The sequence below is a fragment of the Microbulbifer regidiadema (SeqCode) genome, from assembly GCF_052467605.1.
The window spans coordinates 1,559,917-1,575,292 of record NZ_CP174316.1 but is presented as its reverse complement, the minus strand read 5'-3'; the positions used below and the strand labels follow the sequence as shown (position 1 = coordinate 1,575,292).

Sequence of the window (15,376 nt, the reverse complement as noted above, 5' to 3'; positions counted from 1 at the left end):
AGGGGGAAGTTGAGGGATTGAGACGTTTTTAGGCAACAGAAATGACAATGCCCGCCAAAAAGGCGGGCAAGGTCAGTTCCAATCCTGTGAGGGCTTGGGAAGTCTTAAATTTTGCCGATCAGGTCGAGTGAGGGAGCCAGGGTTTCCTCACCTTCCTTCCATTTAGCAGGGCAAACTTCGCCGGGGTGCGCAGCGATATACTGGGCAGCCTTGATCTTGCGCAGCAGTTCGCTGGCATCGCGGCCGATACCGCCGGCAGTGATTTCTACAATCTGAATACGGCCCTGGGGATCGATGACGAAAGTGCCACGGTCGGCAATACCTTCTTCCTCAATCATTACTCCGAAGTTGCGGGTAATAGTGCCGGTGGGATCGCCGATCATCGGATACTGAATCTTGCCGATGGTGTCGGAGGAGTCATGCCAGGCCTTGTGGGTGAAGTGGGTGTCGGTGGAGACAGAATAAATCTCTACGCCCAGCTTCTTAAATTCTTCGTAGTTGTCCGCCAGATCGCCCAGTTCGGTCGGGCACACAAAGGTGAAGTCGGCGGGATAAAAGAAGAATACCGCCCATTGACCTTTGACATCGGCGTCACTGATGTCGTGAAACTCGCCATTTTGATAGGCCTTGGCGTTGAAGGGTTTGAGTTCGGATTCGATATAGCGGGACATGGTGGGCTCCTTATGAGGTGCGAGTGCTTAACTTGATAACTCCTATGCTATTGACTGGAAACCTCTAATAGAAATTAACAATTTAAATGTCTGAGATAGTTTTCTGCTATTTAGCGATCTTGGTGATAGTTAATTCTTCACTTCGTACCAATTTGAGGTCACTGCATACATCGGTGATACTCGGGCCCACATTTAATGCTGGCCCACTGGGTGTGGGCGATCTACAAGGCGCATCTATGCGATTGATACGGTTACTGAAGCATGACCTGGCCCGAGAAGCCGGAGATTGGGTGAAAGACGGTGTGATCAGTGAAGCTCAGGCCGAGCAGGTCTGTGCGCGCTATGCAGTGGATTACCATAAGGCGCAGCAGAGGACCCTGGGATACAGTATCTTGGTTGGACTGGCCTACCTATTTATTGGCTTGGCGCTGATTACCCTGATTGGAGCCAACTGGGAGGAAATTCCCAGGGCTGTGCGAATGGGAGGGGTGATTGCTCTGACCCTGATTACCCAGGGGCTGGCGCTTAAGGTCTTCCTGTCGGGAGATAAGAGGGCCGGGGAGGGCTTGTTCCTGCTGGGTAACCTGTTTTTTGGTGCGGCGATTATCTTGATCGCGCAGATATACCACCTGGGTGAACATATGCCGGATGGTATTCTCTGGTGGGCACTGGGCAGCTTGCCATTCGCTTTGCTTACCCGCAGCCCCTGGCTCGCAGAGCAGTCTCTGCTGCTGGCTTTGTTGTGGTTCTTTTCGGAGCTGAGTTTGGGCTTCTACCCTGCGTTGTTCCCGATCTTCTTACTGGGGGCTCTGTATACCTTGCTGAGCGGTCGGGCGAGTGTGGTTCTCCTGTTAACCGTTATATTTAGCTTGGGTCTTTGGCTGGAATTCTCTTTGTCAGAGTTTTGGCGTTTACAGGGTGAAGAGCTGAGTGCGGATGTTTCTCCAGAAAATCTGATTGTTGCCGTCTCGTTCTTTATCCTGCTGTACAACTTTGCCCACTGGCTGGTAACTCGCCCATCGGTGACCGCAAAGGACTACGCCGCAGTAATTTCAATCTGGTGCCTGCGATTTACTTTAGTGGGCCTGCTGATATTCAGCTTTGAATCTCCCTGGGAGGGGATGATAAAAGCCTCCTGGAGTCACCTGTCATCTATGTGGGTAGTGGTTGGGGCTCTGCTTGTTGTATCTGTAGCGCTGGCATTTCTCGCGCGGAGGCCGGTATTTGGCCTGGGAATTGGTGGTGTGTTTGTGGCGGTGCTGGCTTTGATAACGACCAGCGCCACCACAGACTATGCGGTTTGGCTACAAATTTTCACCAACTTTGCCTTGATTGCCACTGGGACTTGGCTGGTCTTTAGGGGGATTCACGATGGGATCTCGCACTACTTCTTTCTTGGGATTATGGCGATCCTACTGACGGCCCTGCTGCGCTACATCGATTTGATTGGCGATTATATCGGGGCTGCCCTCCTGTTTATTTTATTCGCAGCGCTTTTGCTGGCGGCGGCCAAGTATTGGAAGTATCACCAGACTGAGGGGAGTGTGCCATGAAGCGCGGGATTGTGATTGGCCTGGTTGCCGCTATTGCAGTGCAGTTTTTTATTCTGGTGGGCATGTATGTTCAAGCTCAGGTGCCACTTTGGACCGGGCAGCCTGTTGCAGTGAAAACAATCCCTGTCGATCCGCGCTCTCTGTTTCGAGGTAACTACGCTCAATTGAGTTACCCCTTCTCCACCCTGGATCAAACCCTATTTTCAGAGGGCGATCGCCTGAGCTATGGGGTCGTGGTCTATGTAAGCCTAAAGAAAGGGGAGTTTGGCTTGTATGAGCTGGACTCTGCCGGGCTTGAGCCGCCAGATAGCGGTGTTTTTATCCGGGGGCGGATAACGGATATAAAGCTTGAGAACTCGTCGTGGCGTTACCGGGTTCGCTATGGTATCGAAGCCTATTTTGCCCCGAAGGAAAAAGCACTGGATCTGGAAGCGCAATTGCGAGATGGCGGAGTGGCTGATTTGATGGTCTCTGCGGATGGGCGGGCGAGATTGAAAACCGTCAGAGGTTCGGAAGATCAATAAACGAAGGGAGAAGCCACAAATGGAAGTTGCCAGTCCGGCCAGGCGAGGTCTGCCGGTTTTCTTTTTTTTGATGGATATTCAGCTGGGCTGTCTACTGCTGGCGATACTGGGCTTTTACCTTGTATCCATGGAGGTCTCCTTTCTCGGCGATAGAATATGGCTACAGTTACTGCTGGGATTGTTGGGGGCTATTGTCACATTTGCGGTTGTGCTGATATTGGCGCGCTCCGAGTCGCTATTCGGCAAAATACTGCGACATCACTGTGCCCAGCTGACACGGTTGTTTTCCAGGTTGTCCTCGTCGCAAATGGTATGGGTTGCTCTGGCGGCCGGCGTCTGTGAGGAGCTGCTATTTCGCGGTTTTTTACAGTCTTGGTTTTCGCAGCTCAGTACACCATTCCTCGGCCTATTGGGAGCCTCGCTGATATTTGCGTTGCTGCACTGTGCCTCCTGGGTGTATTTCTGTCTCACCTTTATGATCGGGCTTGTGCTGGGTATCTTTTATCAGATGTCCGGGGGGCTGGTCGGTGTGATCATCTGGCATGCGATATATGACTTGCTGGCAATTTTTGCCATGGTGCGTTTTCCCCACCTGCTCGGTTTGCATAGCCGAAGTACAAACTGAGGCTAGAGGGAGAGCCGCTGGCGCATGCTGCTGTGACAAACGCCAATCCCCACGCTGGTTAGCTCTATTCACAAAAGAGGAATAGTTGAAATTCGGCAGTGATAAATTGGCTTTTGGCTTTCAAGGGTTAAATAGCTGGTCCAGGCGCAGTATCTCAATCCCCGTTTGTTCCTGTCGACTCAGGCGGACCATCTTGCCGGCTACTGCGCGCCCTTCAATCGGCCGGTAACGTCTAAGGCCAGGCAGTTTGCATATTAAAGGAAGAAGGATAGCGCCGAGCTGTTCTCCCGGCCGCGAATGGTTGCGATTCCCCAGGAGCAGGGAGGGTTGCAGTATGCTGATACGCTTAAACGGCAGTTTTGTGACTTTCTCCTCCAGTTCACCCTTCATCCGCAAGTAAGCACTGGCACTGTTGGGGTTGGCACCACTGGATGAAACCAGTAGATAGTGGCTGACCCCCGCCTCTGCGGCTAGTTGAGCCGCTTTATATTGATATTCAACATCCACTCGGTACTGGGCCGCCAGGCTGCCCGCTTGCCTGCGTGTGGTGCCCAGACAGGAAAATAAAGTATGGGCTTGGAAAAGCGGGGCGGCTTCCTCCAGTCGCTCAAAGTCGACAATATGATTGTACACTTTGCTACTGACCACAGTCTGTGGCCGGCGGGTCAGGGTGAGTATTTCAGCAAAGGTTTCGTCGCCGGCGAGTTGCTCGGTGAGATGCCCTCCGATAAGCCCTGTCGCTCCGAGGATGATGGCTCTTTGGGTCATTGGATATGGATTCCAGTGGCAACACGTTAAATAAGACCTGTAACGGCACTTTAACGCAACTGTATTGGCGCTTGTCAAACTGGGGGCTGTTGGTTTCGGTTTTCACTCTGTGTGGGAGTTTAGAGAGACTTGTCGCAGATCGCAGAGGGTGTGCTGATTGATAGGGGGCTATCTCGCGTTAAGGCCCGCTGCCTTGCCGCATCTCATGGCGCCGCATTGGCATACTGTCGATACGCTGGAAAAGCGTCTTGGCTGAGAGTGTTTTTGCCGTGTACTTAACCTCTCCATCTTTACCAATTAGGACAATTTTTGTCCCCTCTCCGGGAAAATAACTATTTTTGATATCTGCGGGAAAGTTATCGCTGACTTCTCCTCCATAGTTAGTTTCGAGAGCCTCATCGGAAAATAAGAACCACAATAGATCTCTCTCGGCAAATTGTGGAGCCAGCTTGAGCAGCTCATTAACCGTGTTATCTGGATTGCCGGGAATATTGAGTAACAGAATTCGGTTTTTCCATTGAAAATCTTTTAAGTCGCTCACACTGGGCCCCTGGGCGCAGGAGATAGCCGTATATAGAAGCAGGAAAAATGCAGTTAATTTGTGCATTAAGCTTTCTCTACTACAAGTCTGATTAGAAGCGTTCAGGTTGTATTGTGAGGGCGCACCTTGGTGAATAGGCGACTCTTTAAGCATAAGTGCTCAGGGGGCAATTTCAAGCTGGCAGGGGGTGTATTGAGGTTCAAAACAAAGGGTCTCCACCACTCGTTAACCCCCAGAGCGCCAGGTTGTGGGGCGCTGGTCTACTTTGGGGGTGTCTAGGCTAGGGAAATTAGGGGGCAACTAGTGGGTGACCTCGCCAATACTGAAAGTTGATGCGCGCCTCGCTTATATTGAGATGCAGTTCTCATTTTTGGGTCTTTCAGGCGCTTTTCAAAATTTATCCATTCTTTGAGTTTTTGTGAGATTTGACGTTCCTCACATCTGCCCAGGCCGCTATTCAATACAATGCCGCAGCTCAAGGCCTCGGTGTGCCTGGGTTTATTGTGATCCTGCTTCAGGTCATCTGGCAGGGATGGATAGTTTTGGGTTGGAGGTAGGTCGCATGTTCAGAATTCTTCAGATAGCACTTTTCTTTCTGTTGGCCAGTGCCGGGCATGCTCAGAGTGTTAACAGAGAGGATATTCGCGGTCTGGATGAGCAGATCCAGGATGTTAAGAAAGATGTAATCGATCTTACCGCTGAATTGGCACAGTTGGAGGAGAAGCTGCTATTTCCCTCAAATACCCAGGTAGCACTGTTTGTCTCAGTCGCCGATAAAAAGCCCTTCGAACTGGAATCCGTCGAAGTCACATTGAATGGCAAAATTGTTGCCCACCACCTCTATACCTACCGGGAAATCGAATCTCTGCAAAAAGGCGGCGTACAAAAAATATACACGGGCAATGTGCAGGTAGGCGGACATCCTCTAGAGGTTAGCTTTATTGGCAAAACCCCATCCAGAAAAGAGTATCGGGCGAGCGCTTCCTACACCGTAGAGAAAGCCGTAGGCCCCAAATTTGTCGAGATTAAGGTTCTGGGCACCGAGTCCACGATTAACTTCAAGGACTGGTAATCATGCTCAGCTTCCTGGTAAAAGGGCTGCCCTGTCAACTCAGGGTAATGCTCGGTGCTCTATCCTTTTGCTCTCTGGCGGCACTGCCCGTTAAAGCCGCGACTGAAGAGCCGGCGGAACTTGAGGATCTCTTTTTTGGTGCGGCCATGTTCCATGCTCACCAGGAAAGTTATTTCGATGCAATCGTGGCCCTGGATACAGAACTTGCCCAATACCACCGCTTAGACCAACCTGAGCTCGATCCTTTCAGTGCGCACTTGGGGCAAGCTGAGTTTTCCGTGGGCGATCTGGAGCTGTCCTATCGTATGCACCGGGAGGCCGGGCGGGCTCTCGAGGCGGTGCTGAAGGGCAATGTCTCCCAGCCGGTGCGCAACGAAGCCGCTTATCGACTGGCAAAAATCCACTATCACAAACAGCAGCCGCGCAACGCTTTGCACGCCCTGGAAATGATCGAGGGCCGGGTTCCAGAGCGAGTGCGTGCCGATGAGCAGTTTTTGCGTGCGCGCGTTTATATGCAACTCGGCCGTTTTGAGGAAGCGGTGGAACTGTTGCAGGATCTTAAGGGTGAAGAGTCCCTTGAGGGCTTTGTCGCTTTCAACTTGGGAATCGCCCAACTGAAGGCGGGGGAAGAGGAGCGCGGTGTTCTCGAGTTGACCGCGCTGGGAAGAAAGCGAAGTTCAGAGGCCGCCTTACAGGCTCTGTACGATAAAACCAATCTTTTGCTGGGCTCTCATTTGATGGAGCTGGGCGAGTTGGATAGGGCGCGCCCCTTTTTTGATCGCGTCAATCTCGATGGCCCCTTTTCAAACAGAGCGCTGCTGGGCGCTGGTTGGGTAGAGGCCCGTGCGGGTCGCTATGACCGGGCACTGGTGCCCTGGAAGCTACTGCAAGACCGCAAGCATACCAATGAATCTGTGCAAGAAGTGATGTTGGCGGTGCCCTATGCCTACGGCAAATTGGATATTCACAGTACCGCAGCCATTAACTACGGCCGTGCCATGGATGTCTTTGGGCATGAAATTGATACCCTGACCCAGTCCATTCACAGTATCCGCAAAGGTAAATTCCTTGAGGCACTGCGCCGTAAAGAGGCCACCCAGGTACACAACTGGGTGGTTGCACTGCGCAACCTGCCGGAAGCACCTGAAACCCACTATCTACTCGACCTGATGGCCTCCAATGACTATCAGGAATTTTTGCGTAACTATCGCGACCTCAACGACTTATATGAGCGCAATGAAGAGTGGCTAAAGAACCTGACAGCCTACGAAAATATTATCCGTATCCGCCGGGATTACTACGAACCCCTATTGCCGGAATTGGACCGCCAATTTCGCGAACTCGATGCCCGTATCAAGTTGCGGGTTGAGCAGCGGGACCAGTTTGTCAAACGAATAGAGCAGATGCTGATCTCCCGCCGTCCAGAGTACCTGGCAACGGCGGCAGAGCAGGAAGCGCGATTACAGCTCGTGGAGATTAGCCGCAAAATGGCTGAACATCCCCAGGGTTTTACCGCTAATACCTTGGCTCGTGTTCAGCGACTCAAGGGGGTGCTGGACTTGCGCCTTTCTTTTGAGTACGACCAGCGCCTGACCGAGGCCTATAAACACCTGGCGGAGTTGAACGAAGCAATTGAAGGGCTTCAGTCCGTTTACGATGCCTTTGTGCGCAGCCGCCAGGCAGCGACTCACAGCTATACCGGATACGATCGGAGTATTACCCGTTTGCGCGCCCGTATCCAGCAGACCCAGCGGCGCTTGAAAACCCTGATGGCCCGCCAGGGCACTATGCTTGAGACCCTGGCAATTGCAGAGCTGGAGCGCCGCCGCGCCCAATTGGAAAGCTACCAAATCAAAGCCCGCTTCGCCTTGGCCGACAGCTACGACCGCGCTAATGAGCTTCAGGAGCAGCGTGAAGATGAGTTGAAAGTGGAGCAACACAAGGCTCAGCTGGAAGAGACTATCCCTGGAGATAACCCACCGGAGATAGTGCCGGCGGAGGAAGAAGAATCCGCAGCGGGAGGTGACTCATGAGCAAGTTGCCCGGGTTCAAACCTCAAACGGGTAAATCGTTTGCCGCTATTACTGGGCTTTTTTCGGCACTTTTGCTGCTGGGAGGCTGTGCGGGAAACAGCGGTAAGACTATCGGCAGTCTTCAGAATGTCGAAGTGGAAATCAAGGAAGAGCATATTGATGGCAGCCTGGAAAAAGCGCTGGCCAGTTATCAGAAGTACCTACAGAAAACACCTGAATCCAAGCTGACCCCTGAGGCGATGCGGCGGATTGCGGATTTGAAAATCAAGCAGGCGCACCGCGCTGAAGATGCAGAGCTCGATAACCTTGTCGGCACAGCAGCGGGCAGCGGAGCGGTGGTTGCTGTCGATGCGTCGGAATCCAAGCCTGAAAATACCCTGGATGCGCCCGAGGCAACAGCACCAGTAGCGCCCGTGGTTAAGGCGGAGCCGGTAGTTGCAAGAGCGGAGGATTCGCTTGCCACTGAGTCCGATGAGGAATTTGAAACCCGCGCCAGTGGCAGTATCGAAATTGCCGCCGATGAGACCCCGTTGGAAGCGCCGGGTGTCGATTCTGAGGCGATGATGTCAGCCAATGCCCGCGAGGCCATTGATCTCTATATTAAATTACTGCAAAAGTATCCCCTGTATCACCGCAACGACCAGGTGATGTATCAGTTGTCCCGCGCTTATGAAGAGGCCGGCGAAATTGATGCGGCGGTGGATGTGCTGCGCCAGCTGGTGGCTAACTACCCGGACTCACGACATATTGATGAATCCTGGTTCCGGCTGGGTGAATACTATTTTACCCGCAAAAAGTTTCTCGATGCGGAGGATGCCTACGGCAAAGTTATCGATATAGGGGTGATATCCAGCTTCTACGAACTCGCCCTGTATAAACGCGGTTGGGCGCTGTTTAAGCAGGATATGTATGAAATGGCCCTGGATGACTATATCGCCATGTTGGATTACAAGGTCTCCCAAGGCTATGACTTTGACCAGCAAACCAATAAGGGTGAACGCAAGCATATTGACGATACTTTCCGCGTAGTGAGCTTGAGCTTTTCTTACCTGGAGGGCCCGGATTCAGTTGTCGATTACTTCTCCCGCAAGGGCAATAGAGATTACGAATTCCGGGTTTACAGCCACCTGGGTGAGTACTACTTGGAAAAGCGCCGCTATCAGGATGCGGCAAAATCCTATATTGCCTTTGTTGATCGAAACCAGTTGCACAGGGTCTCTGCGGACTTCTCTATCCGGGTTATTGAGATTTACAGTAAAGGCGGATTTCCCAAGCTGGTGCTTGAGGCGAAGAAGGATTTCGCCACCACCTATGCGCTGAATGCTGACTACTGGACGGTATTTGATATCAATGAATACGGCGAGGTGGTTGCCTTCCTGCAGACCAACCTGATCGACCTCGCCGGGCACTATCATGCGGCCTACCAGAACAAGAAGCTGAAAGATAAAAAAGCAGAAAATTATCGCGAGGCGATTCACTGGTATCGCAGCTATCTGGACTCCTTCCGTGAAACGGAGCGCGCGCCAGAAATCAATTACCAGCTTGCCGGCTTGATGCTGGAAAATCGGGATTTCCACGGTGCGGCGCTGGAGTATGAGCGCACCGCTTATGAGTATCCCGCGCACAAGGATTCCAGTGAGGCCGGTTACGCTGCGGTTTATGCTTACCGCGAACATCTGGCCAATAACTTAAAAGGGGCAGCGGAAGAGCAGCGGGCACCGCTTTTGCGGGAGATTATCCGTTCATCGCTGACATTTGCGGCTACCTTCCCCGAACATGGCAAGGCTCCACAAATCATGCTCGGCGCGGTAGAGGATCTCTACGGACTAAAAGACTACACCCCGACGATCGCCAATGGCCGCTCACTGCTGGAGCAATTCCCCGCTGCGGAGCAGGAGATCCGGCGCTCGGCCTGGATGCTGGTAGCGCATGCCTCCTTTGATACCGCAGCCTTTGCCGATGCAGAAATTGCCTACGGCGAGACTTTGGCACTGACAGCGCAGAATGCCGCAGATCGGGTGGCCCTGGTAGATAACCTGGCCGCGTCCATTTACCAGCAGGGCGATATGGCGCGCAAGCAGGAGGATCATGCTACGGCAGCCACTCATTTCCTGCGTATTCGCGGTGCGGCACCGGGTGCCTCCATTTTGGCTACGGCAGAGTACGATGCGGCCGCATCACTGATTGTGCTTAAAGATTGGACCCAGGCGGCTACCGTATTAAATAACTTCCGCAATTATTTCCCCGAGCACCAACTGGCAAAAGATGTCACCAAGAAGTTGGCCGTGGTTTATCAGGAGAGCGGTGAGCTGCTACTGGCGGCGGCGGAGTTTGAGCGGATTGAGCGGGAGTCTGAAGACGATGAAATCCGCCGTGAAGCCCTAACTCAGGCGGCCGACCTGTATACAGCGGCAGAGGATAGCGCTAAAGCGTTGTCTGTGTTGCGTCGCTATGTGGATTACTTCCCCGAGCCCATGGAGCCGGCGCTGGAAACCCGGCAGAAAATTGCCGATATCTACAAGGCATCCGGGGATCAAAAGCGCTATATGGGTGAGTTGCGCGCGTTAGTGAAAGTGGAATCCCGAGGGGGTTCACAGCGCAGTGACCGCACCCGCTACCTCGCGGGTAATGCCGCTTTATTGTTGGCAGAACCCAGCTTTGAAGCTTTCACACAGGTGGACCTGGTTGCACCTATCGAGAAAAGCCTCAACCTCAAGCGCAAGCGTATGAAGGCAGCGACTCGCGCATTTACCAACCTGATTGATTATCAGGTGGCCGATGTTACTGCGGCGGCAACTTTTTACCTAGCTGAAATCTACCTCAACTTTAGCGTAGCCCTAAAGGACTCCGAGCGCCCGACTAACCTGAATGCTCTGGAGTTGGAGGAGTATGAGTTGGCACTGGAGGATCAGATTTATCCGTTCGAGGAAAAAGCGATTTCGGTTCACCAGAAGAATGTCGAATTGCTCGGTGTGGGTATCTACAACCCATGGATTGAGAAAAGTATCGGTAAGCTTGCCGGTCTAATGCCCGCGCGCTATGCGCGAACAGAGCAGGCCGGTGAGTATCTCCAGAGTATTGTACCCCTGCCGCCGGCGCCGGAATTGCCCGCAGCGGGAGAGGCTGTCTCCGGTCAGTAGTAGCGGGCATTTGTCAGTTTTGGAGTGGGAAGTTATGCAAAAGCAAATGCGTATTGTTTTTCTAGTGGTGTTTGCGGTGCTGTTAGCGGCTTGTGCCAGCACTCAAACCCGCTCGGGGAAAATCTCGGATTACTCGTCGGTACGGGTGTCGGGCAGTGTGAGTCGGGACTTTGAGCGCTCGCTGGAATACCTTGCCGAGCGGGATTATGCGAGAGCTATTGAGCTGTTGCAGTCAGTGGTAGAGCGCGAGCAGCGCCTGCCGGCCCCCTATATCAATCTCGGTATTGCCCATTACAAAAGTGGCGATGAAGTAAAAGCGGAAGCTGCTTTTTTACAGGCGCTGGCACTGGATGAAAAGCATCCGGTCGCAACGAATGAGCTGGCGGTTCTCTACCGCAAGCAGGGACGCTTTGCCGAAGCGCGAAAAATATATGTGAATGCCTTGGCAGAAAACCCAGAATATCGACCGCTGATAAAAAACCTGGGCATATTGTGTGATCTCTATCTGCAAGATCTTCAGTGCGCTCTGGCACAATTCGAACAATATGTACAATTGGAACCAGAGGACCGGGATGTCACTATCTGGTTGGCTGATCTTAAGCGGAGGGCTGGTAAGTGAGTAAGTTGCGCTGGGCTCTACTATTTGTGGTCAGTTTTATGGCTTTTCCCTGCGCTTTGGCCCAGTCCGAAGGCGAGGAAGAAAAGGACTCCACTACTAAAAAAGTGGATGCAAAGATTAAGGAGTTATCGGGCATTTCTATTATCGGTAATAAGGAAGCGCCCAAATCCCTGTATATTGTCCCCTGGAAAAGTTCCGAAGTGGGTGTCGAAAGCGATCTTGTCTCCAGTTTGATGGATGACAAACTCAAACCGCTCGACAAGGAAGTTTTCATGCGAGAGCTGGAGTTCTACCAGCTCAGCCTGTCCGGCGATTAACGCCATTTTGGCTCCGGTGTTCGCCGGAGCTGCGCCAAGTTTTAGCAGTATTTCTCAAGAGGGTTTGTAATGGGCTTTTTCAATAACGTCATCGAGTTTTTCCAGACGGGCGGTACTTTTATGTACCCGATTCTCGTGGTTGCGGCACTGGGTGGTGCTGTGGCTATCGAACGTTTTATTCGCCTGCATTTAGAGCGCCGCAGCAATCGCAATATGTGGGACAAGTTACAGCCGGTGCTGTCTTCAGGCGACTTCGATCGCGCCCGCGAGATGGTAAAAGAAGATGAGTCCAGTGTGGGCAAATTGCTGTCTATGGGACTGGCCCGACAGGGGGCTGTTCGCCGTCGTGAAGATATCGAAATCGCGATGGAAGAGAGCATGATGGAAATCACTCCGCAGTTGGAAAAGCGCACCCCCTACGTGGCTTTGTTCTCCAATATCGCCACCTTGCTGGGGCTGCTGGGGACCATTATGGGTCTGATCGAAGCCTTTACGGCAGTGGCTAATGCCAACCCGGCAGAAAAGGCAGACCTGCTCTCCGCCAGTATTTCTGTGGCGATGAACACGACCGCTTTCGGCCTGATGACCGGTATTCCGCTACTGATCGTCCACGCACTGCTGAACTCGCTTACCGGTGAAATTATCGACAGTTTGGAGATGGTTTCAGTAAAAGCGTCCAACCTGATTGATGGTGCAACCCGTCGCCGCTTTGAGGTAGAGCCGACAAAATCCAAGCCTTCCAGTGAAAAAGCAGCGCGAGCAAAAACCAATTCAGTAGCACAGCAAACGGAAACTGCGTAATGAGAAGGCGGCGCCACGGGCGGGATAAAGAAGCTCCTGAGCTGGATATCACTGCCTTCTTGAATTTGATGGTGGTATTGGTGCCTTTCCTCTTGGTATCGGCGGTATTTTCGCGGGTGACAATTCTCGAATTGAATATGCCGAGTGGTGCCGGCGGCGGTGCGCCGGATGATCCCACAGTGACTGTAGAGGTCGTTGTGCGCGAGCAGGCCCTGGAAATCAGTGATGGTGAGAAGGTTATTGCGCGCTTCCCCAATCTGACTGTTGGAGTAGAGGGTGAGGGTGCCCCGGCGCCCCTCGCCGCAGATGCTGAGCAGACTGAGACCCTCGCGGTACTGCCCACAGCAGAAGTGTACGACCTCAAGAAGCTCACGCAGTTTTTATTGGAAGTTAAGGCCAGTTATCCAGATAAAACCGACTCTATCATCTTGATGGAGCCGACCATCGCCTATGAGCATTTAGTGGGCATTATGGATAGCGTGCGCGGGGCTGAGGTGCGGGTTGCCGGGAGTGATCCCAGTGATCCAGACGCCGTGGAAAAGGTGATTTTGTTTCCTGATATTTCCATAGGAGATGCGCCGTGAGAAATGAAAGCCGACGCATGAAGCGTATGGCGCGCAGCCATAAGCGCAAGAAAACCTCAGGCATGAACCTGACCTCCCTGATGGATGTTTTTACGATCCTGGTATTTTTCCTGCTGACCAATACCTCCAGCAACGAAGCACTGGAGCCCCCCAAGGTGATTACCTTGCCGGATTCCGTTGTGGAAACCAAACCCCGGGAAACCGTAACCCTGATGGTGACCAATGATGAAATCCTGGTGGAGTCCAACTCGGTGATTGCCACCGCAGAGGTGTTGGAGAGTGAGGAGATCATTATTGCGGCCATCAAGGATGCCATGGTGGCGGAGCTGGCCAAGGCAATTGGCGTGGGCTCGGCAGATATGGCCGAGGGCGCAGCGGAGGGTGGGCAGGACCCAGAACCACCGGAGGTCAATATTCTTGCGGACAGAGGCATTCCGTTCAGTTTGCTGAAAAAGGTGATGTCCAGCTGTACAGACGCTGGCTATACCAAAGTTTCACTGGCGGTTATTCAGAAAGCATCTCAGGGTTAATGGAAGTTTGTGAGTAATTTTCTTCAACAACAGCAGGCGGTAGGCGAGGCGCTTGAAGCGGTTCGCCATCGCATGCAGCTGCTCGAGGATGAGCGGCACCGGATCGAAGAGAAGCTGGCTGAATTGCAGGACCAGGGGTCCAAGTATCAGTTGCTCGACGAGATCTCTGAACGCTTGCGCAAGCTTGAAGAAGCGGGCGCGGGAGAAATGTTCTGGGCGGAAGATTATCGGGAGAATGCCTCTGCGCAAGTTATTGAGCGGATCGGCCACTCGACGCGCAGTTTCAATCAGCAGCTGGAGCAGTTGCGCGGGGAGCGCAGTGCTTTACAGGGTAGCATTGCCGAGTGTCACGAAGAGATCTTTGCGCTGGATGAGCGCGCAGATGAACTGCGCCGTGAGGAGGAAGAATCAAAGTTCGAGTTCGAGATAACGCGGGAATTCGAACAGCCCAGCTTCCGCCCTATGGTGATGCCGTGGCACAAGCAGGGTGAGGACGAAAAGCGTTTTCGCCGCTGTGTTTTTATCTCGCTGTTTTTCGCCGCACTATTGGGCTACTTGATTCCCCTGTATACGGTGCCCCAGCCTGAGACCCAAATAGTGGAGATTCCGGAGCGCCTGGCCAAGCTGGTTATTGAGAAGAAAACCAAGCCCAAGCCGCCACCGGAGCCGGAGAAGGCCAAGCCCAAGAAGGAGGAGAAAAAGCCGGAGAAGAAGCCTGAGCAAAAAGTGGCCAAGCAGGATCCAAAACCCTCCAAGGCAGAGAAAAAGCAGGCGCGCAAAAAAGCTGAGCGCTCTGGTGTTCTCGCCTTTAAGGATAACTTCCAGGACTTGATACAGGATGATCTGGATAACCGTCTCGGTCAGCAAACTCAGCTGAGCACAGCGGGTAAGAAGGAAAATCGTAGTCAGCGCTCACTGATCACTGCGGCATCGACTGCGGGTAGTGGCGGTATCAATACGGCGGAGCTGAGTCGCAATGTCGGCGGATCGGGTTCGGACCTCGGCGGTATTGCTTTTGCACGAGTGGAAAGCGCTATCGGTACTGAAGGTGACTTTGCCGGTGAGGATCGTCCACTTAGCGATGGAGCGGGTCCGTCGCGGACAGACGAGGAGATCCAGATTGTTTTCGACCGCTACAAGGCCACCTTGTACCGCATCTACAATCGCGAGTTGCGCAACAACCCCGCACTACAGGGTAAGATGGTGTTGAAGATTACTATTGAGCCCAACGGATCGGTTTCAGCCGTTAGTGTAGATTCCAGTGATGTGGATTCACCGTCACTGAACACAAAAATTGTGGCCAGGGTCAAACGGTTTAACTTTGGTGAGAAGGCCGGAGTGCCGACAATCACCATTCTCTATCCAATTGACTTCTTCCCGCCGACCTAGGTGGCTAGGCGGTCGGAGCCCATCAGCTGGTGGGTTCCGACCGCTTAAATTTCCAGTATTTTTCCGCGCTCATTATTCGTGCATATAGTGGAAAATTTCAGCTTCTGCACGCTTGCTTGAGAACCACTTGGCAATCCCTGCAAAATTTTTCCTGTCTAGCTAGCTAATTATGACTTGCTTCACGGCTACTAGAGGGGGTTGTAATTAAA

The 15,376-nt window shown here is 52.8% G+C and carries 15 protein-coding genes; 12 read left to right on the top strand and 3 right to left on the bottom strand.

The window, feature by feature from the left end; genetic code table 11:
- Nucleotides 1-104: 104 nt before the first annotated feature.
- Entirely contained in the window at nucleotides 105-671 is a 567-nt protein-coding gene (ahpC, locus tag ACJJIF_RS07530) for an alkyl hydroperoxide reductase subunit C (RefSeq protein WP_444931609.1), read from the bottom strand.
- A 236-nt stretch (nucleotides 672-907) separates the two neighbouring features.
- Between ahpC and ACJJIF_RS07525 the strand changes: the two genes are divergently transcribed.
- The 3 genes from ACJJIF_RS07525 to ACJJIF_RS07515 are packed head-to-tail and all read left to right on the top strand — an operon-like array spanning nucleotide 908 to nucleotide 3,373.
- Nucleotides 908-2,224 carry a DUF2157 domain-containing protein gene (locus ACJJIF_RS07525; RefSeq protein WP_444931608.1) on the top strand — a complete coding sequence of 439 codons (1,317 nt, stop codon included), beginning with the start codon at nucleotides 908-910 and terminating at the stop codon, nucleotides 2,222-2,224.
- Complete coding sequence (locus tag ACJJIF_RS07520) at nucleotides 2,221-2,748, top strand: GDYXXLXY domain-containing protein (protein WP_444931607.1); 528 nt, start codon at nucleotides 2,221-2,223, stop codon at nucleotides 2,746-2,748. Before ACJJIF_RS07525 ends, ACJJIF_RS07520 begins: the two co-directional genes overlap by 4 nt.
- Before the next feature lie 19 nt (nucleotides 2,749-2,767).
- The gene (locus tag ACJJIF_RS07515) at nucleotides 2,768-3,373 is read left to right on the top strand and encodes a CPBP family intramembrane glutamic endopeptidase (protein ID WP_444931606.1); all 606 of its coding nucleotides are present in this window, start codon (nucleotides 2,768-2,770) and stop codon (nucleotides 3,371-3,373) included.
- A gap of 120 nt (nucleotides 3,374-3,493) precedes the next feature.
- On the opposite strand, the gene ACJJIF_RS07510 is transcribed toward ACJJIF_RS07515, so the two are convergent.
- Nucleotides 3,494-4,141 carry an NAD-dependent epimerase/dehydratase family protein gene (locus tag ACJJIF_RS07510; protein WP_444931605.1) on the bottom strand — a complete coding sequence of 216 codons (648 nt, stop codon included), beginning with the start codon at nucleotides 4,139-4,141 and terminating at the stop codon, nucleotides 3,494-3,496.
- A gap of 178 nt (nucleotides 4,142-4,319) precedes the next feature.
- Entirely contained in the window at nucleotides 4,320-4,748 is a 429-nt protein-coding gene (locus tag ACJJIF_RS07505) for a DUF4174 domain-containing protein (protein WP_444931604.1), read from the bottom strand.
- A gap of 496 nt (nucleotides 4,749-5,244) precedes the next feature.
- Between ACJJIF_RS07505 and ACJJIF_RS07500 the strand changes: the two genes are divergently transcribed.
- The 9 genes from ACJJIF_RS07500 to ACJJIF_RS07460 all read left to right on the top strand — a co-directional run bounded on the left by ACJJIF_RS07500 (nucleotide 5,245) and on the right by ACJJIF_RS07460 (nucleotide 15,167).
- A complete protein-coding gene (locus tag ACJJIF_RS07500; RefSeq protein WP_444931603.1) occupies nucleotides 5,245-5,754 on the top strand; it encodes a hypothetical protein in 510 nt (169 codons plus the stop codon).
- A gap of 2 nt (nucleotides 5,755-5,756) precedes the next feature.
- Entirely contained in the window at nucleotides 5,757-7,787 is a 2,031-nt protein-coding gene (locus tag ACJJIF_RS07495) for a tetratricopeptide repeat protein (RefSeq protein ID WP_444931602.1), read from the top strand.
- The gene (locus ACJJIF_RS07490; RefSeq protein ID WP_444931601.1) at nucleotides 7,784-10,927 is read left to right on the top strand and encodes a tetratricopeptide repeat protein; all 3,144 of its coding nucleotides are present in this window, start codon (nucleotides 7,784-7,786) and stop codon (nucleotides 10,925-10,927) included. The genes ACJJIF_RS07495 and ACJJIF_RS07490 overlap by 4 nt, the downstream gene beginning before the upstream one ends.
- Before the next feature lie 34 nt (nucleotides 10,928-10,961).
- Nucleotides 10,962-11,546, top strand: coding sequence for a tetratricopeptide repeat protein (locus ACJJIF_RS07485; RefSeq protein WP_444931600.1), 585 nt, complete (start codon nucleotides 10,962-10,964; stop codon nucleotides 11,544-11,546).
- Nucleotides 11,543-11,863, top strand: coding sequence for a hypothetical protein (locus tag ACJJIF_RS07480; RefSeq protein WP_444931599.1), 321 nt, complete (start codon nucleotides 11,543-11,545; stop codon nucleotides 11,861-11,863). Before ACJJIF_RS07485 ends, ACJJIF_RS07480 begins: the two co-directional genes overlap by 4 nt.
- Before the next feature lie 69 nt (nucleotides 11,864-11,932).
- Nucleotides 11,933-12,664 (top strand): MotA/TolQ/ExbB proton channel family protein, encoded by a 732-nt coding sequence (locus ACJJIF_RS07475; RefSeq protein WP_444931598.1) that lies wholly within the window; start codon nucleotides 11,933-11,935, stop codon nucleotides 12,662-12,664.
- Nucleotides 12,664-13,248, top strand: coding sequence for an ExbD/TolR family protein (locus ACJJIF_RS07470; RefSeq protein WP_444931597.1), 585 nt, complete (start codon nucleotides 12,664-12,666; stop codon nucleotides 13,246-13,248). Before ACJJIF_RS07475 ends, ACJJIF_RS07470 begins: the two co-directional genes overlap by 1 nt.
- Complete coding sequence (locus ACJJIF_RS07465) at nucleotides 13,245-13,778, top strand: ExbD/TolR family protein (RefSeq protein WP_444931596.1); 534 nt, start codon at nucleotides 13,245-13,247, stop codon at nucleotides 13,776-13,778. The genes ACJJIF_RS07470 and ACJJIF_RS07465 overlap by 4 nt, the downstream gene beginning before the upstream one ends.
- Nucleotides 13,779-13,787: 9 nt before the next feature.
- Nucleotides 13,788-15,167 (top strand): AgmX/PglI C-terminal domain-containing protein, encoded by a 1,380-nt coding sequence (locus ACJJIF_RS07460; RefSeq protein ID WP_444931595.1) that lies wholly within the window; start codon nucleotides 13,788-13,790, stop codon nucleotides 15,165-15,167.
- Nucleotides 15,168-15,376 lie beyond the last annotated feature (209 nt).

Bases quoted from the DNA above. Each gene is read 5' to 3' on its own strand.
- ahpC (WP_444931609.1), bottom strand. From the start codon at position 671: ATGTCCCGCTATATCGAATCCGAACTCAAACCCTTCAACGCCAAGGCC.
- ACJJIF_RS07525 (WP_444931608.1), top strand. From the start codon at position 908: ATGCGATTGATACGGTTACTGAAGCATGACCTGGCCCGAGAAGCCGGA.
- ACJJIF_RS07520 (WP_444931607.1), top strand. From the start codon at position 2,221: ATGAAGCGCGGGATTGTGATTGGCCTGGTTGCCGCTATTGCAGTGCAG.
- ACJJIF_RS07515 (WP_444931606.1), top strand. From the start codon at position 2,768: ATGGAAGTTGCCAGTCCGGCCAGGCGAGGTCTGCCGGTTTTCTTTTTT.
- ACJJIF_RS07510 (WP_444931605.1), bottom strand. From the start codon at position 4,141: ATGACCCAAAGAGCCATCATCCTCGGAGCGACAGGGCTTATCGGAGGG.
- ACJJIF_RS07505 (WP_444931604.1), bottom strand. From the start codon at position 4,748: ATGCACAAATTAACTGCATTTTTCCTGCTTCTATATACGGCTATCTCC.
- ACJJIF_RS07500 (WP_444931603.1), top strand. From the start codon at position 5,245: ATGTTCAGAATTCTTCAGATAGCACTTTTCTTTCTGTTGGCCAGTGCC.
- ACJJIF_RS07495 (WP_444931602.1), top strand. From the start codon at position 5,757: ATGCTCAGCTTCCTGGTAAAAGGGCTGCCCTGTCAACTCAGGGTAATG.
- ACJJIF_RS07490 (WP_444931601.1), top strand. From the start codon at position 7,784: ATGAGCAAGTTGCCCGGGTTCAAACCTCAAACGGGTAAATCGTTTGCC.
- ACJJIF_RS07485 (WP_444931600.1), top strand. From the start codon at position 10,962: ATGCAAAAGCAAATGCGTATTGTTTTTCTAGTGGTGTTTGCGGTGCTG.
- ACJJIF_RS07475 (WP_444931598.1), top strand. From the start codon at position 11,933: ATGGGCTTTTTCAATAACGTCATCGAGTTTTTCCAGACGGGCGGTACT.
- ACJJIF_RS07470 (WP_444931597.1), top strand. From the start codon at position 12,664: ATGAGAAGGCGGCGCCACGGGCGGGATAAAGAAGCTCCTGAGCTGGAT.